We start from the raw sequence: 23,177 nt of genomic DNA on the forward strand, positions 1-23,177 counted from the left end.
CCCGCCGCGTGTCGCTGCCGCCAGACGAGGATGAGGCGCTCCTGGACGCCACGGCCACCCTGAACCGGGGTCGCATGGGTCCGGTGCGGATGCTGCTCCGGGTGCTCTCGGGCGCGGAGGCCGGCAAGGCCCACGCGCTCAAGCAGGGCACGTACGTGCTGGGCAAGGCCCCCACGTGCGACATCGTCCTCACCGACAAGGCCGTCTCGCGCCAGCACCTGCGGCTGGAGGTGCACGACGAGCACGTGCTCGCGACCGACCTGGGCTCCCACAACGGCTCCTTCGTGGAGGGCCTGCGCTTCAGCGCGATGGAGCTGCGCCCCGGCAGCGTCGTCACCGTGGGCTCCACCGAGCTGAAGCTGGTGCCGGAGGACACGCGCGAGCGCACCCTGACGCTCTCCTCGCGGGACCGCTTTGGCGCGCTGGTGGGCCAGAGCCGCAAGATGCGCGAGGCCTTCACGCTCCTGGAGCGGCTGGCCCCCGGCGGCGCGGACGTGCTCATCCACGGCGAGACGGGCACCGGCAAGGACCTGTGCGCGGAGGCCATCCACCAGCAGAGCCCGCGCGCCAAGGGGCCCTTCGTCATCGTGGACCTGGCGGGCGTGCCCTCCACGCTCATCGAATCCGAACTCTTCGGCCACGTGAAGGGCTCCTTCACCGGAGCCCAGGCGGACCGCGCCGGCGCCTTCGAGCGCGCCCAGAACGGCACCGTCTTCCTGGATGAGATTGGCGAGCTGCCGCTGGAGTTGCAGCCGCGCCTGTTGCGCGTGCTGGAGCGCCGGCAGGTGAAGCGCGTGGGCGGCAATGACTACTTCACGGTGAACGTGCGCGTGGTGGCCGCCTCCCACGTGAACCTGGAGCAGGCCGTCCAGCAGGGGAAGTTCCGCCGGGACCTCTTCCACCGGCTCGCCGTGCTGCGCGTCACGCTGCCGTCGCTGCGCGAGCGCCCGGAGGACATCCCGCTGCTCATCGACACCATGCTCAAGCAGATGGGCCGGCCGCCCAGCGCCCTGTCGGACCAGACGCGCGCCCTGCTCATGCAGTACCCCTGGCCGGGCAACGTGCGCGAACTGCGCAACGTGGTGGAGCAGGTGGTGAACCTGGGCGAGGAGGCGCTGCCGGACCTGGAGCCGCCCCCGGACGCGGCCGGCCGCCGGGGCCCGGAGCTGGACCTGCCCTTCAAGGAGGCCAAGGAACAGCTCATCGAGGGCTTCGAGCGCGACTACCTGAAGAACCTCATCGAGCGTTGCGAAGGCAACATCTCCCGGGCGTCCCGCGAGGCGGACATCGACCGTGTCTACCTTCGGAAACTCCTGCGCAAGCACGGGCTGGATCCGTCCGGGGACCCTTAACACGGGGCGGCAACCCGGGTAGGATGGCATCCCCCATCCCCCCCCTCCGGAGCCTCCCGTGAGCGTGAGCCTTCCCTCCAACCTCCTCCGTTCCATCCTGTCCCGCGTGGAAGTGACACCTCCCGGTCAGCCGTCACCGGAGGCCGCCGCGCAGCAGGTGGGGTTGTCCCAGGATCAGGTCGTCGCTGGAGTGGAGTCCACGGCCACGCCCGTGCAGGCGGAGCAGGCCACGGACGCGTTCGCGGCGGAGGCGCTCACGCAGACGTGGGCGAACCGCTTCCAGCCGGCCGCGGGTGCGCCGCTGGATGACTCCAGCTTCCGCGTGGGCCTGGCGGGTGCGCCCCAGGCACCGGAGATTGGCGGCTGGGACGACGTGGGCAAGGACCCGGACGTCATCCAGCAGACCAAGGAGAACAACTGTGGCTCCGCGGTGGCGGTGATGCTGGGCAACGAGCTGGGCACCAGCAAGACGCAGCCCGAGTCGAACACGCAGAAGATGGACGCGTTGGAGTCTCGCTTCACCGACGGCAAGGGCACGACGCCGCATGAGCTGTCCAACATGCTGGCCAACCAGGGCGCGAAGGTGACGCAGACGTCGTCCACGCTCGACAAGGGCGTGCTGGACCAGGCCCTGAGCGGCGGCGGCAAGGCCGCGGTGATGGTGGACTCGTCCGTGGTGGACCCCACGGCGAAGGGCGGGGAAACGGGCCGTGCACACTGGGTCACGGTGGAGGGCAAGGACGACCAGGGCCGCTACCTGGTCAAGGACCCCAGCACGGGCAAGAACGTCGCGGTGGACGCCGACAAGCTGGCGAACGCGGTCGACAAGAGCTGGGAGCAGCACCAGGGCGGCGGGATGATGATCGTCGAGAGCGCCCAGGGCGCCTCCGAGGCCCAGGCCGCGCAGGAGGGCGGGGAGAAGGCGGTCGCGCTCGGCAACACCGACGGCGGTGGCTCCCGCGCGATGGGCAACTTCGGCCGCGAATCCTCCTAAAGGCTTCCACCTCCCATGTCCGCCCCCAGGACCATCCGCCACGGGCCCTTGCGCGTCTCATTGCCTGATGGCTGGTTCGACGCCAGCCAGGTCGTGGCGGTGGGGCCGGAGGAGGACGGCTTCCGCGCGAACCTCGTCGTGTCGCTGGAGCCCGCGGTCCCGGGTGAGACGTTGGAGCGGTTCGCCGCGCGCATGCTGGAAGGCGTGCGCGGGGCGCAGGACTTCCTCCAGCTGTCGGAGCGTCACGCCACCTTCGGCGCCAACTCCGGCGTGGTGCGCGAGTACACCTTCCAGATGCACTCGCTCGAGCTCGCGCAGCTCCAGTTCTACGTGCTGCGCGACGACGTGGCCTTCACCTTCACGTACACCCAGCGCGCGCACCGGCTGGCCGCGACGCGGTCCGTGGCGGAGTCGCTGCTCGCGTCCGTGACGTTGGATCCGACGGTGGCGCTGGCGCTGCGGCCCACCGTCTTCCGCGCCTGAGCCCGGCCCCGGGCTTCAGACGACCAGGTGCTCCACGGCGCGCAGCCGCAGCAGCTGGCGGGCCAGCTCCTGCACCTGCTCCACCTCCTGCTGGCCCAGCGCCTTGCGCAGCGCGAGCTTCAGGTCCGTGGAGGCGCGCAGCAGCAGCGTGCGCAGCTGGGCGTTGCTGAGGATGGGGTTGAGCCGCCGCAGGTGGCCCACCAGCGCGCCCAGCTGGGGCAGCGTCAGGCCGGCGACCATCACCTGCGTGGAGGAGCCCTCGTCCGGGCTCTGGCTGATGGCGAGCATCCACGGGGACAGGAGCAGGGAGCGGGTGAAGTCCCGCTCGCACGTCAGGCCCAGCCGCGCGCACTCCTCCACCAGCGGGCCGGTGTCGTGGCCGGAGATGACGGGCTGGATGCGGGCGGCCTCGTACTTCTGGAGGACGGCGTCGTACTGCTTCCGGGCCTCGATGCCCGGCGCCGTGCGCTGGAACTCTCCGAAGGCCTGGTGGATCTCCTCGCGCAGCGTGCGCAGGAGCGTGGCGTCGTCCACGGTGTTGGGTTCGCCCAGCGCCTGGGCCAGGTAGGCCCGGTCGTCGGGAACGGCGTTCGCCGTCTTCCACCACTCGTAGGTGACGGAGCTCTCGCTCAGGACCACCGGAAGGGTGACGACGCCCTGGCGGCCCGGGTTGGCGAGGAACGCGGACAGCTTCTTCTCCACCTCGGTGAGTCCCCGGTGGAGCCGGTTGAGGAGGGCCACGCGCAGCTTCGCGCGGCTCTCCGCCGCCTGCTTCGCGGTGTCCGGAGACCGGCCCTCCGTGGCGGTGCGCTCCCGAGGGGCTTCGGAGGTGGGTGCCTGACGCGTCAGGAGCGGGGCCACCTCCACCTGCGGCGCCAGCGCCTGGGGCTGAGGCGCGGACGGGAGCGTCTGGGCGGAGGGCGGAGGCGGCTGCTCCAGGCCTCCGAAGCCCGCCGCGCCGGCGCCGCGCTGGGTGCTGGGCGCCATCCCGTCCTGCTGCTTCGCGGCCTGCGCGCCACCACCACTACCGCGCTCCGTTTCGGCGGAGCGCGCGGATCCGCCCTCCGTGCCAGAGGACTGCGCCGCGCCGCCCTTCGCGGAGGCGCCTCCCTTGAGGGCGACGCCCTTGCCGGCGGCGCCCTTCCCGGTGGCCTTGCCCGGCGTCCTGCTTTCGCCCGCCGGGGCCTTCTCGCCCTTTTCGTCCTTGGGGCCCTGGAGGGGCAGACCCGGACGGGGAAGGCTGGGCGGAAGGCGGATGCTCATGGGCGGGGGCCTCGGGTGGGGGGAATCAGGCCAGGTTCTTCATGTGGACGACGAGGTTGCTGTCGCTGCTGCCCAGCGTGCTCGCGTCGTCGGTGGGGATGACGTAGCCCTGATCCGCGCCGACGTGCTTGCGGAAGAAGTCTACCACCTCCGGATCCTGCACGTTGGAGGTGGTGCTCTTCTTGATGCCGTACGCCTCGCCGTTCGCTCCCTTGGCCTTCACGGAGTCAGGCGCGGAGGCGAGCAGGTCCTCCATCGTTCCCGACTTCCGGCCACCGGCCTCCGGCTGCATGGTCATCGCGGCGTTGTGGCCCTCGATGTAGCTGACGTCGTAGTACGTCTGCCCGAACCCGCCGCCGAACTTCACTTCACCGAGCGTCGCGTTCTTGCCGTCACCGGAGTCGCTGCGGAAGTTGCCGGACCAGCCCTCCGGGAACTGCACCGTCTTGCTCTCACCGGGCTTCAGCGTGACGGAGTCGACGGCCTTCTCGCCCGCGTTGGGGGTGAAGTTCACCGTCATCGGCTTGTCGCCGTCGTTGTTGAGGGTGAGGGTGTTCTTGCCGTTGGAGGCGCCCGCGGCCGGAGCCGCGCCCTGGGCACCGGAAGCGGCAGGCTGCTTCTGGGCGGCCGGCGGAGCCGACTGCGCGGGGGCCGGGGCCGCCTCCGCCGCGGCGGCCTGCTGCGCGCCACCGAAGTCCGCGCCCTCGCCGCCCAGGTCCGGCGCGCCACCGAAGTCCGCGCCCTCGCCGCCCAGGTCCGGCACGCCGCCGAAGTCCGCGCCCTCGCCGCCCAGGTCCGGCGCGCCGCCGAAGTCCGCGCCCTCGCCGCCACCTTGACCGACGCCCGCCGCACCCTCCGTGCCCGGGACGCCACCCTGCTGCGCGCCGCCGAGCCCCTGCAGGCTGCCGAGCATCTGCACCAACTGGGTCAGCGCCTGGACCACCTCGCTCAGCTGCTCCAGGGGGCTGCCCTGAAGGGCGCCCTTCTTGCCCGCGCCCGCCGCGCCGTCGAAGCCGTCCGCCTGGAACAGGCCCTGGAGTGAACCCGGGCCGCCCTTGCCCTTCACCGCGTCCGCCGTCACCGCCGGGGTGCGCGCCACGGGGCTCGACAGCTGGGCGGCGGAGGTGCGGGGGGAGAAGGAGGAGCTGGCAACGGAGGACTTGGACAGAGGGGAGAGCGCCATGGCGGTGTTCCTCGAGATTGGATGGGTCGGCGGGGGCGCCGGCCGGTTCGGCTGATGTGGGGGGCTAGAGCAGGACGCGTGCCAGCGAGTTCACGTGCTCTGGTGTCGGGCAACCCCTTGGAATGACAGGGAGTTGCAGCAGGCCGGTGGGGGCTGGCGGCCCTGTCCCTGGTGACTGCCGTCAGGCCGCTGATGTCTGCCGTCATCAGGCCCGGGCCCACGAACAAACCCGGGCCTCCACCTGGGGGAAGGTGGAAGTCCGGGTCGTTTGAACAGCGGGAGCGAGGGGCGCCGCGAGGGGGGCGCTCAGGCCACGGCTTCGTGGGTCTCCGTGACGCCCTGGTAGTGGTAGGGGCCGCCGTCGTACGGGGTGATGGCGTCGTCGGCCTTCTTGGTGCAGGCCGCGGCGGTGGGGTCGAAGGCCTGCCAGCCGCCCTGGTCGTCCTTGAACTCGACCCAGGCGTGGTCGCCCTCGGCCGTCTTGCCGAAGACGACGTGCGCGTCCACGCCCTGCGCTTCGAACCGCTGCTCGGCCTCGATGGCCATGTCCACGCAGACGCCTGCCTTCGACGTGTCGAAGTTCTGGGCGTTGTTCATCGCGGCGTCCCACGTCTTGCCGCCCGTGTAGTCGTACTTCCACGTCGTGGCTTCCTTCGCGATGTCCTGCGCCACCTGATCCGTGCTCTTGCCGGAGGAGGGGCCCTTGGCTCCCTGGGCGGGTGCGGCGGCGTTCTGGGGCTGCGCGGGCGCGGGGGTGTTCTGGGCCTGGGCGGGCGGAGGCGTGGGCGACGGCTTCTGGCTCTTGGCCGGCTCGAAGCTGTCGCGCTGGTAGGCCTGCTGGAACTGCTGGTGCGCGGCCTGCTTCTGACACGCGCCGCCAGTGCCCTGCGCGGTCTTCTGGAGGGACTGGGGCGACAGGCCCAACTGCTTCAGCAGGGCCGCCAGCTCCCGGGGCTGCTTCTGCGCATCCAGCGTCTTCAGGGGCGAGCCGTCCGCGTTGACGACCTTCACCACGACGCGCTGGCCGGCCTGCGCGGCTTCGGGCGAGCGCTGCGCGCACGGGCTGGCGACGGACGAACGGGAGAGGGGAGCGAGCGCCATGGTGGGGTCCTCGGAGGCAGCAGCGCCGGCCGGAGCCGACAGGGATGCCGGGACCCATGAGCAGGACGCGTGCCAGCCTCACGCCCGGGTGGCGTGAAAGGCAAACCCGCGAGATTCCATCACGCGACGCTGGGTGCTCACCGGTGACAGGCCGCGTCCCGCCGTGTCGCCTGATGACAGCCGTTCGGTGTCCGATGTCTGGCGTCATCACCCCCTGAAACACTTCTCGCGCGGGCCCGTGAGCCCGCGCGAGAAGGGACGCCACGACTCATCCGGTCCGGAGGGGTCAGACCCTTCGGACCGTGGCGGACCGGATGACCCGGAGTATCAACAGCAGCGCCACCGCTCCAATGAACGCCACGAAGATGGTTCCGGCCAGACCGCCAAACGGGGCCCCGGTGCCGAGCGCGCGGAAGATGAAGCCGCCCAGGAACGCGCCCACCACGCCCACCACGATGTCGCCGACGACGCCGTAACCGCCGCCCACCACCGCGGAGGCGAGCCACCCCGCGATGAGGCCGATGACCGCCCACAACAGGATTGCTTCCAACGCCATTGTCATTCCTCCCATCGAGGTGATGAGACACAACCTGTGCACGATTCCCGGCGACGCTCGCCCCTCCCTGGAGGGCGTCGCCTTGGAGAGCAGGCGGCCAGGCTCCCTCGCGCATGCCCTCTCAAGACAGGCGGTCGCGCAGGCGTCGTGGGGCAGAACGCCCCACGGAAACGCGGGGCAAAACGCCCCATTTTGACGAGGTGTTCACGCTCTGCTGGCATCGAGTGAACACCGCGTCGTCACGCGGCCAGGAGTTCATCTTGGTGAAGCACATCTTTGATTCCGCCGGGTCGCCGTTGTTGTTCGACCGTGAGTCCTTCCGGTGCCGCCACACGCTGCTGGGACACCCCGCGCTGGAGCTGGAGAACCTGGCGGGCGTGGTGCAACGGCTGCCTTCAGAAAACGTGTTCTTCAGCTCGGGCCTGTTGCCCAAGGACGCGGACTTCGACCGCGCGCACGTGGACTACCGCACCGGTCTGTCGTTGAAGGACACCGTGGAGAACATGATGACGAGCCACTCGTACATCATGCTTCGCGCGCCGGAGCAGGACCCCAGCTTCCACGAGCTGTTTCGCGCGATGCTCGCGGAGGTGGAGGACCTGATGCGGGAGCAGGGCGTGGGGACCACCGCCGTGGATCCGATGCTCTACCTCTTCATCGCGTCCCCCGGCAGCGTCACGCCGTTCCACCTGGATCGCTACTCCACGCTCCTCCTCCAGTTCCGGGGCAGCAAGGCGGTGCATGTCTCGAAGGCCTGGGATGAGCAGGTGGTGCCCGCGGCGGAGCTGGAGGCCTTCGTCGCGCGCTCGGGTTCGAAGGTGAGCTACCGGGAGACCTTCGACCAGACGGCGACGCGCTACGCGTTCGGTCCCGGGGACGCGCTGCACATCCCCTTCGTGGCGCCGCACTACGTGAAGAACGGGATGGAGGACGTCTCCATCTCGCTGTCCATCATCTTCAACACCCGGGAGACGGCGCGGCACCTGCGCGCGCTGCGCGCCAACCATGCGTTGCGCAAGCGCCTGGGGCCGCTGGGCTATCAGCCGGTGCCCGTGAACCGCTTCCTGCCGCTGGACCACGTGAAGAGCGGCATGGAGCGCGTGGTGCGAAGGGCGCGCGGTCTGCTGCCGGGTTGAGTCACGGCATGTCCGCTCGCCGCGGGGCTTCAAGGGGCTCCCGTGGAGGCCTGTTCGCAGGGGTCCACGGGAGGAGGCTTGGCGGGGTCCCAGGTTTCGGAGGCCCTCGGCACGGTGACGCCCAGGGTCCCCACGCTGTCAGGAGCGCCGAGCTTCTTCCCCGGCTCATACTGGACGAAGCCGTCGCGGTAGCGGCGCAGCAGAGGGACGCTGTGGGTATAGACCATAGGCCCCACGTGCCGCATGGGAATGCCCTCGACGTCATAGAGCCGGGGCGACCCCCTGGGGCAGCACGAGAAGCCCGACGGCCGCTGGCAGATTCGCGGCGTCCCGGCGCTGGCCAGCACCAGCGCGGCATCGACGGCGACAATCATGCCTTCGGGCATCGCCAGGGCCTCGGCGACGGACAGGCGGTGGAGGCGTACCCAGGACGGCTCCGCGGACCATGAGGGGCGGGGCTTCTGGGGAATCTCCCGCCACGAGCCCGGGACTGGGCGGCCCACGCGGATCCGTTCAGGCGCTGCCTGGATGCGCTCGACCTGGAAGGAGTCCATGTCCCTTGCCTCGTCGGGCATGTCCTTGTCCTCGGGGCATGGACCGATGCACATATCCCAGCCATGGTTGCCGACGACCCTGCCGTGGTCGTCCCAGACGTAGGTGCCGCTGAAGCGCCGCATGGTGGGAATCCAGGCAATCGTCCCCGCGTAGGCCACGGCATGTGCCGTTGGGATGAGGGCGGAGAAGACGGAGACGGTGCCATCCTCACGGTGGACCAGCCACAGCGGGGTGCCGTCCCCGAGCGAGGCGGAGACGACGGAGCCTCGGGGCGGCAGCTCCAGCTCCACGGAGGGCTCCAGGCGTGGAAGCTGGATGGCGTCGCGGGGAATGGCGCGCACCCTCCAGGCGGGCTTCGCGCAGCTCGCCAGGAGGAGCAGGGCCACGACAGGGATGAGGCGGGGGACCATGGGGGGACGCTAGCGCGAAGCCAGGGTCGCCCGCCGCACCTGCGGGTGCTCAGCGCCCGTACGTTCCGACGAGCGTGGCGCGCGCGAGCGTATGGGTGAAGAGATTGAAGCCCAGCAGGGCGGGCGACGCGTCCTTCGGGATGTCGAGCGACGGCACGTCCACGGCATGAACGACGATGAAGTAGCGGTGCGCGCCATGGCCCGGCGGTGGCGCGGCGCCGATGTACCCGGCGAGTCCGCCGTCGTTGCGCAGTTGGAAGGCGCCGGCCGGCAGCTTCTTGCCGTCCTGTGCGCCCGCGCCGGAGGGGAGGCTGGTGGTGGAGGGGGGGAGGTTGACCACGGCCCAGTGCCAGAAGCCGCTGCCGGTGGGCGCGTCCGGGTCGTAGACGGTGACGACAAAGCCCTTCGTGGCCTCCGGGAAGCCGCTCCACGCCAGTTGAGGAGACACGTCCTGGCCGCCCGCGCCGAAGATGCCGCTGAGCTGCGGGGTGGCCAGCGCTTGCCCGTCGCGCACGTCGGTGCTCGTGACCGTGAAGGAGGGCACCTGGGGCAGGGCGTCGTAGGGATTGGTCTTCATGGGGTGGGCTCCGGTGAGAGGGGAGGACGGGAGACTACCCTCCGCGCACCCGAAGGCGCGCGGCCCGGGCGCGGACTGTCACACGGTGGAGGGAACGCGCCACCTGCCAATCCGAGTCATCGGGACTTCACGGCGGGCCGCGTGCACCGGGCCCGCCGTGAAGGTCGTCAACTCAGCGCCAGGTGTCGTTCACGGTCGCGGTGCCCGTGGCCGGCGTCGTCAGGGTGCGGTTGGCGCCGCTCTCCCAGGTGACGTTATTGGCGGCGTCCTTCTTGATGTACTTGTACTCCACCGCCGTGGACCCCGGCAGCGAGACGGCCGCGCCCCACGTCGGGTAGTTGGCCGGTGAGAGCAGGATGGCGCCCGCCGGGCTCCAGCTTCCCAGCGCGGCGATGCTGCCCACCACGTACACGTTCTGTCCCACCACGGTGCTCGCCGTCACGTTGAAGGTGACGGTGGCCCCGCTGGTGGACGTGGTGACGGACAGCGCCGTGCTCTGCGCGGACGCATTGCCCGCCGTGTCCCGGGCCCGCACGGTGTAGCTGTACGTCGTGCCCGCCGTCAGCCCCGTGTCCGTGTAGCTGGCCGTCGTGGGCGAACCCACCAGCGAACCGTCGCGGTAGACGTCATAGCCCGCGATGCCGCTCGCGTCGGTGGACGCCGTCCACGTCAGCGACACGGTGGTCGCCGTCTTCGACGCCGCCGTCACGCCCGACGGCACCGTGGGCGCCGTGGTGTCCGTGGACGGCGCGCCCGCGGAGATGACGCCCGCGTTGAACGTGGAGGTCCCCGCGGGGAAGAAGTAGTTGAGCCCCCCGTTGTTGTCCCACGTGCCACTGCCGTTGTTGAAGTCCGCCTCCAGCTGCGTGGCCGACCCCAGGTCCACCGTGTGCTTCGCGTACCCGGAGACCTCCGCCGCCGCCATGGCCACGCCCGGCGCCGTCGTCCACGTGCCCCCCGCGGGGCGGTAGTGGATGTACGGCGTGGCATAGCCCTTCTTGTAATAGACGGTCGCCGTGTTGCCCGCGCTGGTGGTGACGGAGAGCGCCGTGCTCGCCGCGGACGTGTTGCCCGCCGCGTCGCGCGCCTTCACCGTATAGACATACGCCGTGTTCGACGACAGGCCGCTGTCCGTGTAGCCCGTCGTGGTGGGCGCGCCGACCTGGGCGCCATCGCGGAACACCAGATAGCCCGTCACGCCGACGTTGTCCGTGGAGGCCGTCCACGACAGCGTCACCGTCGTCGCGGACTTCGAGGGCGACGCAAGCCCCGACGGCGCCGACGGCGCCACCGTGTCGTTCACCGGGCCGCCCGCCGTGATGACGCCCGCGTTGAACGTGGAGGTGCCCGTGGGGAACAGGTAGTTGCTCCCGTTGTTGTTGTCCCACGTGCCACTGCCGTTGTTGAACACCGCCTCCAGCTGTTGGACGGAGCCCAGGTTCACCGTGTACTTCGAGTACCCCGCCACCTCCGCGTCCGGCATCAGGACCCCGGGCGGGGTCGTCCACGTGCCCCCCGCGGGGCGGTAGTGGATGTACGGCGTGCTGAAGCCCTTCTTGTAATAGACCGTCGTCGTGTACCCGAGCCCCGTGGTGACGGAGAGGGTCGCGCTGGCCACGGACGTGTTGCCCGCCGCGTCGCGCGCCTTCACGGTGTAGCTGTACGTCGTGCTCGAGGACAGGCCCGTGTCCGTGTACGTCGTGCCCGTGGGCGTGGCCACCTGCGTGCCATCGCGGAACACCAGGTAGTGGCTGACGCCGTAGTTGTCCGTGGCCGCCGTCCAGCTCAGCACCACCGACGAGCTGGTGATCCCCGAAGCGCCCAGCCCCGTGGGCGCGGACGGCGGCGTGGTGTCCGGGGGCAGGGTGGTGACGGAGAGCGGCGTGCTCGCCGCGGACGTGTTGCCCGCCGCGTCGCGCGCCTTCACGGTGTAGCTGTACGTCGTGCCCGCGCTCAGCCCGCTGTCCGTGTACGTCGTGCCCGTGGGCGTGCCCACCTGCGTCCCGTCGCGGAAGACGGCGTAGCCCGTCACCCCGACGTTGTCCGTGGAGGCCGTCCACGACAGCGTCACCGAGCGGTCCGTCCGCGTCGCCGACAGCCCCGTGGGCGTGGAGGGCGCGGTGGTGTCCACGCGGAGGAACGGGTAGGTGCCCGCCACCGCGCCGTTGAGGTCCTCGATGTACTTGCCCGCCTCCTGGCGGTACCGGCCCGCGCCCACGTAGACGGATTGGATCTCGCTCCGGGTGACGTTGCCGCGCGCGTCGGTGGCCTCGATGTAGAAGTCCACCAGCTGGTCGCGGTAGGCGCTCAGGTAGACGTAGTAGAGGTCGCCGATCTCCTGCGCGGCCACCTTCTGCATCACCGGCAGGTACGCCGGCTGCCAGGACACGCCGTTCATCACCGGCCGCAGCTCGCGGCGCTGGAGCGGGTAGTCCACCCACGCGCCCACGCGCGCCGGGTCGATGTTGGCCACGCCCGCGGCCTTGAGCGCCACCGGGTCATAGACGCGCGGCGTGTTGTCCAGCGGGTCGATGCTCTTCGCGGTGTGCACGCGCACGCGCGCCTTGATGCTGGCGATGCCGCTGACGTCGAACGCGTAGGTGTAGAGCGCGAAGGTGTTGTCGAAGTGGTGGAGCGTCCAGCCCTCGGACTTGTCCGTGTTGGCGCTGCCCGGGTTGTACGGCCAGCGCTGCGGCGCCCAGATGGATGGACCCGTGCGGTCCTGCGCCAGCCGGTCCTGCACGTAAGGTTTGGAGAAGTAGAGCGACTGGTTGAAGGACAGCGTCGGCTTCACGTTGTCGTCCGTGTTCTCGTCGTAGTACCCGAAGCCGGAGTCCATGGCCGGCAGCAGGAAGTACCAGGCCAGCTCCGCGGGGTTCGCGCCGCCCGCCCAGTCGTTGGCGGCGTCGCCCTTGACGGGGAAGGACAGCATCCACGGGTTGAGCTGGTTGCCCGCGTAGGTCACCTGCGAGTCCAGCGCCGTCGTGGGCTTCCAGTGGTTGGGGTGCGCGTCCAGCCAGATCTGCTCGGACGTCTTCGCGTAGTTGAGCGCGGCCTGGAGCAGCGCGAAGTTGCGCTCCAGGTAGTGCCAGCCGTGCTCCAGCGACACTGTCATCCCTTCCTGGAGCCCGCTCAGGTTCGTCTTCGGCGCCAGGTTGAGCCCGGTGGCGGTGTTGAACGCGGGGAACTGCCCCTTCCAGATGCCGAAGGGCAGCCGCCAGTGGTGCCACTGCGGGTCGGACGACGAGTCGCGCGTGTCCACCCAGGAGCCGTCCTGCACGTGCACCACGTCCGTGGCGACCGGCGTGTTCGTGGCCAGATACTCGTCGATGCCCAGGCACTGCACCCCGCCCGAACAGGTGACGGCGCGGCCGTTCATCCACGTGTCCAGCGACCCCGCCCGCCCGCCGGAGTTGTCGCCGTCATGCGCGAGCACGAAGAACTGCTTCTGCGGCACCAGGCCCTCGAAGTTGCGCAGGCCCACCACGTCCACGGTGGCCTGTCCCTCCCACCCCTCCAGCCAGGAGCCGTTCTGGTTGACGGGGATGCCCACGACGCGCGACTCGGCGCCCGTGGTCGCGTCCACGTAGCGCACCCAGTGCGGCGTGGAGGCGAAGGGGTACTTGTTGCGGATGACCTGCTGCTCGTGCGCCATGCCCTCGCTCACCCAGGCGCCCACCGTGCTGGTGTTCTGCAGGTCCGCGCGGTTGGGCGGCGACACCAGCGTGTCGGCGCCCGGGTCGTTCAGGAACGGGTAGTCCTTCAGCGTGCGGGAGAAGTGGTTGTCGCCAATCACGGACCACTTCACGCCCAGCTTCGCCAGCGTGGGGATGAGCCGCTCGGAGAAGCCCAGCTCCGTGGGGAAGAAGCCCTTGGAGGACGTGAAGCCGCTGCCCAGGAAGTACGACTGGGACAGGGTGGCGTTCTGGTGGATGAGGTCCTTGAGGAAGTAGTCCGGCCCCACCAGCGGCCCCATGGAGTGGTGGCCCGTGAAGTGGATGAGGTCCAACGTGCGGTTGCCCGCGGGCGTGCGCAGGTTGGTGTAGCGGTCCCGCCACGTCGCGCCCCAGCTCGCGTTGTCATAGCCGGACACGTTGCGGCGGGTGACCAGGTCGTTGACGTTGTTCACCACCGCGCCCGACATGGTGACGTGCACCTGCCCGGTGGAGGCGTTGGCCTTCATGTCCGCCGCCACGTCCGGCGGCCAGAACTGATACGCGCCCACCTTCGCGTGGTGCGAGTAATACGTCACCAGGTCGTCGTGCGGCATGGGCGCGCCCGATGGCAGGAAGTAGGTGTAGTTGGCCGGAGGCGATTGTTTTATCTGGATGACCTGCCCGTCATACGCGTAGCGGATGGGCCCTCCCACGGGCGTCGCGTTGTATTGGGTCAGGTCGTAGTACGCCCAGAAGTTGGGCATGTGATTGTGATACACGTGCGCGGCGGCGATCTGCGCCCGTGCCCGGTCCGCGTGAAACAGCGAGACCGCGAGCACCGCGAGCCACACCCACTGCGGCAGTCTTTTCATGGAGCGTCCTTGACCGGCCGGGAGGAGGGCCGTCCGGTCCGGACTGCTTACCGGTGTTTGACTCTGGATTTCCCATGTAAACTGGTAATGACAATCTGTAAATCGATACTGCGATGCGTCAGTCCCCTGGGGACAGGCTGTCGTTGACAGGGGGCACCCGGGCCCGGACAGTCGGGCGCGCCATGGCCACCTATCCCGCGTCTCCTCGTGAAGCCTTTGTCCAGTTGCGTACGCTCGCCGAGGCGCTGGCACGCCCGGAGGAGCGTCCCCGCGCGCTGGTGGAGCTGCGCGAGCTGGCGGAGCTGTCGCGCGGTCAGCCGGAGGGGGCGCCCCTGCGGCTGGCGTCGGTGGTGGTGGCGGTGGGTGCGTCGCAGGAGCGGCTGGAGCTGTTCATCCCCCCGTCCATCTTCGCGCCGGAGGCGTGGGCCTTCACGTTCCTGGAGGGGCTGCTGAAGGTCCCCCTGGACGAGTACGCCGGCAAGCAGCTGGTGGAGGTGGGCGCGGGCTCCGGGTGGATCTGCATCGCGCTGGCGAAGTTCACGGGGCTGGCGCGCATCCGGGGCCTGGACCTGAACCCGCAGGCCCCGGCGGTGGGGCTCTGCAACGCGTGGCTCAACGGAGACGAGCAGCTGGTGTCGCGGCTGTCCTTCGGGGAGAGCGACCTGCTGCGCGGCCTGCCGCAGGCCCCGGCCTGGGACTTCATCGTCGGGTGCATCCCCCAGGTGCTCCGCGGGGATGAGCTGCCCGCGGAGCTGGCGCAGGCGGATGAGCAGGCGCTGTTGGACCTGTCCAACTACACGTCGCTCCAGAACGTCTACGAGGACCACTTCGGCCTGGGGCTCATCGCGCGGCTGCTCGACGAGGCGCCGGAGCGGCTGCTGCCCGGGGGGCGGCTGCTCCTCAACCTGGCGGGCCGGCCGGGCCGCTCCATCATCGCGCGCATGTTCACCCGCCGCGGGTTCACCACCCGCGTGCGCGTGGCCCGGCGGGTGATGCAGGCGGCGGACACGGACATCCGCCCGCTGGTGTCGCTGGAGCAGCGCACCGAGCGGGAGTTCGAGTTCTTCATGGAGGCCCACAGCCCGGAGCCGCTGCGCGCCGCGACCGCGCTCGGCTGGCTCCAGGCGGGCCACCCCATCTGGCACGAGGTGGCGGTCTGGGAGGCCCACCTGTCGCAGCCCCGCGAGACGCTGGCCCTGCGCGCGTCGCTGCGCGCCCTGGGCATCGCGCCGCTCCAGGAGGAGCTGGACCTGGGCGCCGCGTCCCCGGAGCAGCTGGGCTTCGTCACGGCGCTCGCGGAGCGGCTGTCGCAGTCGCCGCACCTGCCCTACGCGCACGAGGCCGGGGACGCGTCCTTCCGGCGGCTGGTGGCGCGCTACCTGGACCGGCACTTCGGCTTGAGGCTGTCGGAGGACTCGCTGTTCGTCGCGCCGGAGCGCGAGCAGGCCGTGTATTCGTTCCTGCTCGCCACGTGCGACCCGGGGGACACGGTGCTGGTGTCGCGCAGCCTGCACCCGCTCTACGCCCGCGCGCTGGACAAGGCGGGCGTGCGCGCCACCGTGACGCACAACGCGCTGGGGGAGATCCGCCGCCTGCTCACCGCCTTCGACGTGAAGGCGGTGCTCCTCACGGTGGAGCCGGGGGAGCGCACCAACCTGGCGGTGCTGCGCGACATCGTGGCGGAGGCGGCCCGGCGCGGCATCTGGGTGGTGCTGGATGAGAGCGCCTTCTTCAACATCACCGGCGAGGTGGAGCCGCGGACGCTCTTCGAGTTCCTCGCGCGCACGCCGCAGGCGCCCAACCTGGTCATCCTGTACGGGCTCATCAAGAACGCGGTGTGGCCGGACCTGGAGCTGACGCTGCTGCTCCCGGTGCCCGAGCCCCTGCGCGCCGACCTGGAGGTGGCCGCGGAGGTGACGTACTCGCGCATCAGCGTCCTGGCGGAGTGGTTCTACGAGCGCACCTTCTCGGAGCTGCTCGCCTTCCGCATGGCCTTCGCGGAGCCGGAGCCGCCCGCGCCGGCCCGCTCGCCAGAGGTGCCGCTGCCCCGGGCGAAGCGCATCGCGCGGCTGGCGGAGGAGCCCGCGTTCGCGCCGCGCTTCTTCCACGAGGGCGACCCGGAGCTGGTGCGCCTGGACTACGGCGAGAACGAGGGGCCGTTGCCGCTGCCGCTGGTGGAAGGGCTCATCGCGGCGGGCGTCGCCCCGCGCGCGGACGCCACTCAGACGGGGCTCGCCGAGTCCGTGGCGGCCTTCCTGCTGGAGACGCGCGGGGCCCGCTACGCCCCGGAGGACGTCGTCGTGGCGCCCGGCGTCTGGCCCCTCATGCACCACCTGGGCGTGGCGCTGCGCCAGCGGCTGGGCCGCGCGCCGCGCGTGTTCCTGGTCACCCCCTGCTACGGGGTGCTGGCGCCCACGTTCCTCGCGGCGGGCTGCGACGTGGAGTCCGGGCCGCTCGGCGCGCTGCTGTCTCGCCGCGCGCGGGGTGGGGCGCCGGACGCGGTGGTGTTGTCCCAGCCGGCGAACCCCACGGGCCACTACCTGTCGCACGAGGAGCTGATGGCGCTGGCGACGTACGTCGTGGAGCAGCGCTGCCTCTGGGTGTCGGATGAAATCTTCGGGCTGGTGAACCTCACGAACCCCACCGCGGAGACGGTGCACAGCCCGGTGACGCTGGAGGGCGCGGTGCCCGGCATCGGCGCGCGCACGGTGCTTTTGGGCGGGCTGTCCAAGGAGTTCGCGGCCGGAGGGCTGCGCGTGGGGTGGCTCGCGACGAAGGACCGGGCGCTGGTGGCGGCGCTGCGCGACAGCGCCCCGGGGGTGCTGCACACGCCCACGGCGCGCGCGGCGGCGTACCTGTACGCGGCCCATGCTCGCGGGCCGGATGGACAGCTGCTCTATCCGGCGAGGCACAAGGCGCTGCGGGCCTATCTGGCGAGGATGCGGCGCGACCTGGCGGAGAAGCGCGCGCTGCTGGCGGAGGCGCTGCCGGACGACGGCCGCGCGGAGGCCACGGAGGCCGGGGGCCTCTTCCTCGCGCCGCGGATGACGGCCTGGCTGGGGCGTTCGGTGGACGGGGTGACGCTCACGCCGGAGAACCTGCCCCGCGTCATCTACGCGCACACCCACGTGGTGCTCAACGGCGGAGCGTGGTGCGGCGACGCGGAGCGCGTGCGCGCGGTGTTCTCCATCCCGCGCGAGAAGCTGCTCAAGGCCCGCGAGCGGCTGCGCGCCTTCGGCAAGCGGCTGCGCTGACACGGCCCGTGCGGCGAGCGGATCCGCGTCGTTCCCTCTACACTCCACCGACCGATGATCCGCTCACTCCTCGTCCTCCTCCTCTGCGGCCTTCCGGCCGGCGCGCTCGCGGCCAGCGAGTCCTGGCTCGTGACGACCGACCTGTGGGGCAACCCCGCCTACCAGCTCCTCACGCTCGAGCGCGCCGGGAAGCGCCTGACGGGGGAACTCGACGGGGACCGGCTGGAAGGGGAGCGCGCGGGCAACGTCGTCCACTTCGTCGTCACGGACTCGCGCCAGCAGACCTACGTCTTCGACGGCAAGGTGAGCAGCGACGGGCTGCGCGGGACCGCGGACTACCCGGACAGCAACAACCCGAAGGCTCGGGTGGCCCATGCCTTCACGGCGCGGCTGCTTCCCGTTCGCCCCGCGGGGCCTCCGCGCGTGCACGACTTCACGCCCACCACCTGGTCCAACGAGTTCACCGCCCACCGCCTGCCGGTGCTGACGGTCTGGCCGGGAGACACGGTGCGGACCTCGACGCTCGACTCCGGCGGCATGGACGCGAAGGGCGTCACGCGCGCGCTCTTCGGCAATCCGCAGACGGGCCCCTTCTTCATCGCCACCGCGAACCCCGGCGACACGCTGGCCATCCACATCCGCCGCCTGAAGCCGAACCGGCCGTTCGCGGACAGCCTGGACAGCATCGTGGGCCGGGCCCTCACGCCGGGGCTCGCCGCGAAGGCCGCGGGCCTGGGCAAGCCGGTGCGCTGGACGCTCGACCTGGAGCGCGGCGTCGCGAGGCCGGAGACCCCGACGGAGCGCCTGAGGGCCTTCAGCGTGCCGCTGCGGCCCATGCTGGGCGGCGTGGCGGTGGCGCAGGGCTTCGGCTCCGCGCCGCTGTCCACCGGCGACACGGGCCGCTACGGCGGCAACATGGACTTCAACGAGGTGGTGGAGGGCAACACCGTCTACCTGCCCGTGGCCCAGCCCGGGGCCCTGCTGTACCTGGGCGACGCGCACGCCGCGCAGGGCGACGGTGAGACGTCGCAGTACGCGCTGGAGACCTCCATGGACGTCGAGTTCACCGTGGACGTCCTCCACGGCAAGCCGCCGCCCTCCACGCCCCGGGTGGAGTCCCCCACGCACCTGATGGCGCTGGGGCAGGGCGGCTCGCTGGACGACGCGCTGCGCTCCGCGACGCAGGGGCTGGCCCAGTGGCTGGAGCAGGACTACGGGCTCACCCTGTCGGAGAGCGCGCAGGTGCTGGGCAGCTCCGTGCAGTACGTCGTCGCGAACCTCGCGGGGCGCAGCGTGGGGGTCGCCGCGAAGCTCGACAAGGTCCGGCTCGAAGCCCTCCGTCCCCCAGCGAAGTGACCTGCGCTCCCGGCGCAGACCGGGGGGAGGGGCGGCGCGGAAAATGGGGCGGAAACAGGCGTGTCGATTTCGCGGCCCCTCGTTCGACGTGGAGCTGAACCCTCCCGCTCACCCCGGGAGCCTCACTTCACGGGAACAGGAGCCCCTCCATGGCCATCAAGCTCGCAATCGCCGCCCTCATCCTCGTCGCCGCGCTGGGCGCCTTCATCGCCACCCGCCCGGACCGCTTCCGCGTGGAGCGCGACGCGCACGTGGCCGCTTCGCCGGATGCCGTCTTCGCGATGATCAACGACCTGCGCCGGTTCGACACGTGGAACCCGTACCGCTTCGAGCTGGCCCCGGGCCTGACCAAGTCCTTCGAGGGGCCCGACGAGGGGCCGGGCGCCCGCTTCTCCTGGGCCGGAGGAGGTCAGGCGGGCGAAGGCAGCATGCTCATCACGGAGAGCCAGCCCGGGCAGCGCGTCGTCCTCACGCTGACGTTCGTCAAGCCGTTCGCCGCCACGAACCAGACGGTCTTCACGCTCACCCCCGAGAACGGCGGCACGCGGGTGCGCTGGAGCATGGATGGCGACAACACCCTGATGGGCAAGGCGATGTCGCTCGTCATCAACATGGACACGCTGGTGGGCAAGGACTTCGAGAAGGGGCTCGTGAACCTGGACGCCGCCGTGCGGACTGGCGCCCCGGCTTCCCCCGCGAACGTCCAGGCCGCCGCGGCGACGCCCGCTCCGGCGCTCTGAGTCCGCGCTTCAGCCTTCCAGCGCCCGGTACGCGTCCTTGGAGAACTCCAGGGCCAGGGCTCCCTCCTCGGGGTCCTGCACCCGCCGCTGGGTCAGGAGCAGCGCCGTCAGGTCCTGCCGCGGGTCGATGAAGAAGGTGGTGCCGTAGCCACCGCCCCAGCCATAGCGACCGGCGGTGGGAGAGATGCCATCCGGCCGCGTGGTGACGGCGCCGCCGAAGCCCCACCCCGTCGCGTCCCAGAAGCCGGGGTAGAAGGGCGAGGCGTCCTTCTGCTCCGAGGGAATCTGGTCCGTCATCATGGCCTCGATGCTCCCGGGCGACAGGATGCGGGTGTCGCCGTGGCGGCCCGCGCTCAGCAGCATCCGGCCGAACGCGAGGAAGTCGTCGGCCGTGGACACCAGTCCTCCCTGGCCACCGCCGGAGGGGAACGCGGGAGGGCGGGACCAGAAGCTGTTCGAGGGCTCGTCCCAGGCCTCGAGCCGCCCGGTTCCCGGGTCGCGTGCATAGGCGGTGCACAGCCGGCCCCGCTTCTCCACGGGCACGCTGAACGCGGTGTCCTTCATGGCCAGCGGCACGAAGAGCCTTTCGCGCAGGAAGTCATCGAAGCGCATGCCGGAGGCGCGCGCGACCAGGACGCCCAGGACCTCGTAGCCGGTGTGATACATCCAGCGCTCCCCCGGCTGATGGACGAGCGGCAGGGTGCCCATCCGCCGCATGTACTCATCCGGCGGGTCGGTGATGGCTTGGAACCCGGCGGACACCCGCGCCTCGCGAATCGCCTCCTGGATGGGGTAGGTGCCGGGCGGCGCCATCACCGCGCCCAGGCCCCAGCGCAGGGTGAGCAGGTCGCGCACGGTGATGGCCCGCTTCGCGGGGACGGTGTCTTCGAGCGGGCTGTCCGGCCTGCGCAGGACGCGCCGGTCCGCCAACTCCGGCAGCCACCGGTCCACGGCACCGTCGAGCGCGAGCTTCCCTTCCTCCACCAGCAACAGCGTGGCCACGGCCGTCAGGGGCTTGGCCATGGACGCGACGCGGAAGAGGGTGTCGCGCCGCATGGGTGGGCTGGAGGTGGTGAGCCCCTGCGTGCCCAGCGCGGCGACGTGCACGGCGTCTCCGCGCGCGACCAGGGCGACGAGCCCGGGCAGGTCCCCTCGCTCCACGTGGCCGCGCAGGGCGGTCGTCATGTCCGCGAGCCGTGTCTGAGAGAAACCGCGGGTGGGGGGCGTGTTCATGGAGGACCCGAGAGGAATGTGGCGACGAAGGGCCCGTCGCGCGGCGGCGGAGGCCCCCCGTTCGGAGGCCTCCGCGGGATGTGTCAGTAGAGCAGGGAGCGCATCGGCACCGTGAGGGTCAGGGGACGCCCACTGCCGAGCTGGCCGTCGGAATTGACGCCCCAGGCCCAGACCGTGCCATCGCTGCGCAGCGCCAGCGAGAAGCTCTCGCCCGCGGCAACGGACGTCGCCGTCAAGACGGACAGGCTGTTCACCAACACCGTGACGGGCGCCAACGCGTACGCGTCCGGCGGGGCCCCGGTGCCCAGCGATCCGGCATCGTCGGTGCCCCACGCGAACACCCACCCATCCGAGCGAGCCGCCACCCCGTGATAGCTGCCCTGCGCGACGACGCCGCCTCCGGTCCACCCAGGGACCTGTGTGGGGACGCGGTGGGAGTTCTGGGTGCCGTCCGCGAGCTGTCCGTAATCGTTCTCGCCCCAGCCCCAGAGCGTCCCTCCGGAGCGCACCGCCATGGACGTGAAGCCCCGGGCGCTGAGGGACGACACGTCCGCCAGCCCCGTCACCCGCACGGGCGTCAGGCGGTGCGTCGTGCTGCCATCGCCCACCTGTCCGGAGAAGTTACCGCCCCAGGCCCACACCGTGCCGTCCGAGCGCAGGGCCAGCGAGTGGTATATCCCCGCCGCCACGGCGACCACGTTGGTCAGGCCCACCACCTGCACCGGAGCGGAGCGCGCCGTGGTGGAGCCGTCCCCTAGGGCGCCATAGATGTTGAAGCCCCAGGCCCACACCGTGCCATCCGAGCGGAGCGCGAGCACGTGGTGGCTGCCGGTGGCCACCGACAGCACGCCTCCCAGGCCCGGGACCTGCGCGGGGACATTGCGCCCTCCCGCCGTGGCGTCCCCCAGCTGTCCCCAGTCGTTCGCGCCCCACGTCCACACCGTGCCATCCGAGCGGAGCGCCACGGAGTGGCCCGCGCCCGCGGCCACCGCCTTCGCGCTCGTGATCCCCGCCACGGCGAAAGGCGCGCTGCGGTTGGAGCGGGTCCCATCGCCCAACTGGCCCGCGCGGTTGGAGCCCCAGGCCCAGACGCTGCCGTCGGAGCGGACCGCCAGCGCATGGGCGTCACCCGCCGCCACCCGGGTCACGCCGCTCAGCCCCGTCGCGGGCACTGGCACCGGGCGGCGGTAGTCCGTGCCGTCGCCTCGGACGCCGCCCCCGCCGTACCCCCACGCCCACAGCGTCCCGTCCGAGCGCGCCGCCAGCGAATGGGAGACCCCCGCGGCCACCGCCACCACGCCTGTCAGCCCCTGGACCGCGACCGGGGTGTTGCGGGACGACCGGCTGTCGTCACCCAGCTGGCCCCAATAGTTGTCACCCCAGGCCCACGCCGTGCCGTCCGAACGCACCGCCAGCGAGTGGGATTGGCCCGCCGAGACCGACACGACCCCGTCGAGCGAAGCGATCCGCACCGGCACCGCGCTGAAGGCCAACGTCGAGGAACCCGTCCCCAGCGAGCCGTTGCTGTTGTCGCCCCAGGACCACGCGAAGCCATCCGAACGAACCGCCAGCGAATGGGATGAGCCCGCCGAAACAGACACGGCGCCTGTCATCCCCGCGACGGAGACAGGAGAGGCGCGGTCCACCTGGGTGCCGTCCCCGAGCTGCCCGCGGTGGTTCCATCCCCAGGCGGAGAGCGTTCCATCCGCGCGCAACACCAGCGAGTGGTAGCTGCCCGTCACCCCCATCAACGCATTGGCGAGCCCGGGCACCTGCCCCGGCGTCGAGCGCGACGTCGTGGTGCCATTCCCCAGGTTGCCGTAGCCATTGTAGCCCCAGGTCCACACGGTCCCGTCCGAGCGCACCGCCAGGGCATGGTTGTCTCCGGCGGAAACAGACACCACGCTCCCCAGTCCCGGGATCTGGGTCGGTACCAGCCGGGACGCCGTGTCACCCATGCCCAGCTGCCCGTACGTGTTGCTGCCCCAGGCCCACACCGTGCCATCCGAGCGGAGGGCCAGAGAGAAGTTCCGGCCGGCCGCCACCGCCGCCACGCTGCTCAGTCCCGAGGCCTGGACCGGGTTCACGCGCTGGAGGCGGGTGCCATCTCCGAGCTCCCCCTGGCTGTTGTTTCCAGAGGCCCACACGGTTCCATCCGGACGGATGGCCAGTGAGTGACTCACGTTCGCGGCGATGCGGCCGGAGAACGCGGTGCGCGACGCCGCGTCGGCCCCCTGTTTCCCCACGGTGCCGTCCGCCGCCAGGGCCGGGCTCCAGGCCATTCCCAGCAGCAATGACAACCAGGCTCCCCACCATCGGAACAACTCCAGGCGCATCCTTGAACGCATCTCGTCTCCCATGTTCGTGGATGGTGTTGCCGGGCATCCAGCAGGCCCTTCAGGCACACCCCCCCCCGCTCAAACGTGCCCATCTCGTAATTCACGGAAGGTCTGTGT

The 23,177-nt window shown here is 71.1% G+C and carries 16 protein-coding genes; 7 read left to right on the forward strand and 9 right to left on the reverse strand.

All coding sequences use genetic code 11. The annotated features are described in order from the left end of the window. Window positions 1–74: 74 nt before the first annotated feature. The 3 genes from FOF48_RS03675 to FOF48_RS03685 are packed head-to-tail and all read left to right on the forward strand — an operon-like array spanning window position 75 to window position 2,829. Complete coding sequence (locus tag FOF48_RS03675; RefSeq protein WP_255441929.1) at window positions 75–1,352, forward strand: sigma 54-interacting transcriptional regulator; 1,278 nt, start codon at window positions 75–77, stop codon at window positions 1,350–1,352. Between the two features lie 58 nt (window positions 1,353–1,410). Next, window positions 1,411–2,346, forward strand: a complete 936-nt coding sequence (locus tag FOF48_RS03680; RefSeq protein WP_143898718.1) for a hypothetical protein — start codon at window positions 1,411–1,413, stop codon at window positions 2,344–2,346. Window positions 2,347–2,361: 15 nt separating this feature from the next. Next, the gene (locus FOF48_RS03685; protein ID WP_143898719.1) at window positions 2,362–2,829 is read left to right on the forward strand and encodes a DcrB-related protein; all 468 of its coding nucleotides are present in this window, start codon (window positions 2,362–2,364) and stop codon (window positions 2,827–2,829) included. 15 nt (window positions 2,830–2,844) lie between these two features. On the opposite strand, the gene FOF48_RS03690 is transcribed toward FOF48_RS03685, so the two are convergent. The 4 genes from FOF48_RS03690 to FOF48_RS03705 form a co-directional block, all read right to left on the reverse strand. Then, a complete protein-coding gene (locus FOF48_RS03690; protein ID WP_143898720.1) occupies window positions 2,845–4,092 on the reverse strand; it encodes a hypothetical protein in 1,248 nt (415 codons plus the stop codon). A gap of 25 nt (window positions 4,093–4,117) precedes the next feature. Further along, window positions 4,118–5,275, reverse strand: coding sequence for a thaumatin family protein (locus FOF48_RS03695; RefSeq protein ID WP_143898721.1), 1,158 nt, complete (start codon window positions 5,273–5,275; stop codon window positions 4,118–4,120). Window positions 5,276–5,581: 306 nt separating this feature from the next. Continuing rightward, window positions 5,582–6,376, reverse strand: coding sequence for a transglutaminase-like domain-containing protein (locus FOF48_RS03700; protein ID WP_143898722.1), 795 nt, complete (start codon window positions 6,374–6,376; stop codon window positions 5,582–5,584). A 286-nt stretch (window positions 6,377–6,662) separates the two neighbouring features. Next, a complete protein-coding gene (locus tag FOF48_RS03705; protein ID WP_143898723.1) occupies window positions 6,663–6,932 on the reverse strand; it encodes a GlsB/YeaQ/YmgE family stress response membrane protein in 270 nt (89 codons plus the stop codon). Between the two features lie 263 nt (window positions 6,933–7,195). Here FOF48_RS03705 and FOF48_RS03710 point away from each other — a divergent pair, with 263 nt between their 5' ends. Next, window positions 7,196–8,068: a JmjC domain-containing protein gene (locus tag FOF48_RS03710; protein ID WP_370456549.1), complete on the forward strand. Its 873-nt coding sequence runs from the start codon at window positions 7,196–7,198 to the stop codon at window positions 8,066–8,068. Window positions 8,069–8,097: 29 nt separating this feature from the next. Here FOF48_RS03710 and FOF48_RS03715 read toward each other — a convergent pair whose 3' ends face one another. The 3 genes from FOF48_RS03715 to FOF48_RS03725 all read right to left on the reverse strand — a co-directional run bounded on the left by FOF48_RS03715 (window position 8,098) and on the right by FOF48_RS03725 (window position 14,138). Beyond that, the gene (locus FOF48_RS03715; protein ID WP_143898725.1) at window positions 8,098–9,033 is read right to left on the reverse strand and encodes a hypothetical protein; all 936 of its coding nucleotides are present in this window, start codon (window positions 9,031–9,033) and stop codon (window positions 8,098–8,100) included. A gap of 49 nt (window positions 9,034–9,082) precedes the next feature. Continuing rightward, on the reverse strand, window positions 9,083–9,610 hold the full coding sequence (locus FOF48_RS03720) for a YbhB/YbcL family Raf kinase inhibitor-like protein (protein WP_143898726.1): 528 nt from the start codon (window positions 9,608–9,610) through the stop codon (window positions 9,083–9,085). A 172-nt stretch (window positions 9,611–9,782) separates the two neighbouring features. After that, window positions 9,783–14,138 (reverse strand): carbohydrate binding domain-containing protein, encoded by a 4,356-nt coding sequence (locus FOF48_RS03725; protein ID WP_143898727.1) that lies wholly within the window; start codon window positions 14,136–14,138, stop codon window positions 9,783–9,785. A 182-nt stretch (window positions 14,139–14,320) separates the two neighbouring features. Between FOF48_RS03725 and FOF48_RS03730 the strand changes: the two genes are divergently transcribed. From FOF48_RS03730 to FOF48_RS03740, 3 genes are all read left to right on the forward strand, one after another. Then, entirely contained in the window at window positions 14,321–17,392 is a 3,072-nt protein-coding gene (locus FOF48_RS03730) for an aminotransferase class I/II-fold pyridoxal phosphate-dependent enzyme (protein ID WP_143898728.1), read from the forward strand. 54 nt (window positions 17,393–17,446) lie between these two features. Further along, window positions 17,447–18,748 carry an acetamidase/formamidase family protein gene (locus tag FOF48_RS03735; protein ID WP_143898729.1) on the forward strand — a complete coding sequence of 434 codons (1,302 nt, stop codon included), beginning with the start codon at window positions 17,447–17,449 and terminating at the stop codon, window positions 18,746–18,748. Window positions 18,749–18,897: 149 nt separating this feature from the next. Then, window positions 18,898–19,488, forward strand: coding sequence for an SRPBCC family protein (locus FOF48_RS03740; protein WP_143898730.1), 591 nt, complete (start codon window positions 18,898–18,900; stop codon window positions 19,486–19,488). Window positions 19,489–19,497: 9 nt separating this feature from the next. Here the strand turns inward: FOF48_RS03740 and FOF48_RS03745 are convergent, their stop codons facing one another. After that, on the reverse strand, window positions 19,498–20,673 hold the full coding sequence (locus tag FOF48_RS03745) for a serine hydrolase (RefSeq protein ID WP_304503194.1): 1,176 nt from the start codon (window positions 20,671–20,673) through the stop codon (window positions 19,498–19,500). A 131-nt stretch (window positions 20,674–20,804) separates the two neighbouring features. Continuing rightward, window positions 20,805–23,057: an RCC1 repeat-containing protein gene (locus FOF48_RS03750; protein WP_255441851.1), complete on the reverse strand. Its 2,253-nt coding sequence runs from the start codon at window positions 23,055–23,057 to the stop codon at window positions 20,805–20,807. Between the last annotated feature and the right edge of the window lie 120 nt (window positions 23,058–23,177).

It is taken from the genome of Corallococcus sp. Z5C101001, assembly GCF_007352635.1.
GTDB lineage: Bacteria > Myxococcota > Myxococcia > Myxococcales > Myxococcaceae > Corallococcus > Corallococcus silvisoli.

Bases quoted from the DNA above. Each gene is read 5' to 3' on its own strand.
- FOF48_RS03685 (WP_143898719.1), top strand. From the start codon at position 2,362: ATGTCCGCCCCCAGGACCATCCGCCACGGGCCCTTGCGCGTCTCATTG.
- FOF48_RS03725 (WP_143898727.1), bottom strand. From the start codon at position 14,138: ATGAAAAGACTGCCGCAGTGGGTGTGGCTCGCGGTGCTCGCGGTCTCG.
- FOF48_RS03715 (WP_143898725.1), bottom strand. From the start codon at position 9,033: ATGGTCCCCCGCCTCATCCCTGTCGTGGCCCTGCTCCTCCTGGCGAGC.
- FOF48_RS03730 (WP_143898728.1), top strand. From the start codon at position 14,321: ATGGCCACCTATCCCGCGTCTCCTCGTGAAGCCTTTGTCCAGTTGCGT.
- FOF48_RS03750 (WP_255441851.1), bottom strand. From the start codon at position 23,057: ATGCGCCTGGAGTTGTTCCGATGGTGGGGAGCCTGGTTGTCATTGCTG.
- FOF48_RS03740 (WP_143898730.1), top strand. From the start codon at position 18,898: ATGGCCATCAAGCTCGCAATCGCCGCCCTCATCCTCGTCGCCGCGCTG.
- FOF48_RS03735 (WP_143898729.1), top strand. From the start codon at position 17,447: ATGATCCGCTCACTCCTCGTCCTCCTCCTCTGCGGCCTTCCGGCCGGC.
- FOF48_RS03745 (WP_304503194.1), bottom strand. From the start codon at position 20,673: ATGACGACCGCCCTGCGCGGCCACGTGGAGCGAGGGGACCTGCCCGGG.
- FOF48_RS03690 (WP_143898720.1), bottom strand. From the start codon at position 4,092: ATGAGCATCCGCCTTCCGCCCAGCCTTCCCCGTCCGGGTCTGCCCCTC.
- FOF48_RS03720 (WP_143898726.1), bottom strand. From the start codon at position 9,610: ATGAAGACCAATCCCTACGACGCCCTGCCCCAGGTGCCCTCCTTCACG.
- FOF48_RS03700 (WP_143898722.1), bottom strand. From the start codon at position 6,376: ATGGCGCTCGCTCCCCTCTCCCGTTCGTCCGTCGCCAGCCCGTGCGCG.
- FOF48_RS03705 (WP_143898723.1), bottom strand. From the start codon at position 6,932: ATGGCGTTGGAAGCAATCCTGTTGTGGGCGGTCATCGGCCTCATCGCG.
- FOF48_RS03695 (WP_143898721.1), bottom strand. From the start codon at position 5,275: ATGGCGCTCTCCCCTCTGTCCAAGTCCTCCGTTGCCAGCTCCTCCTTC.
- FOF48_RS03675 (WP_255441929.1), top strand. From the start codon at position 75: ATGGGTCCGGTGCGGATGCTGCTCCGGGTGCTCTCGGGCGCGGAGGCC.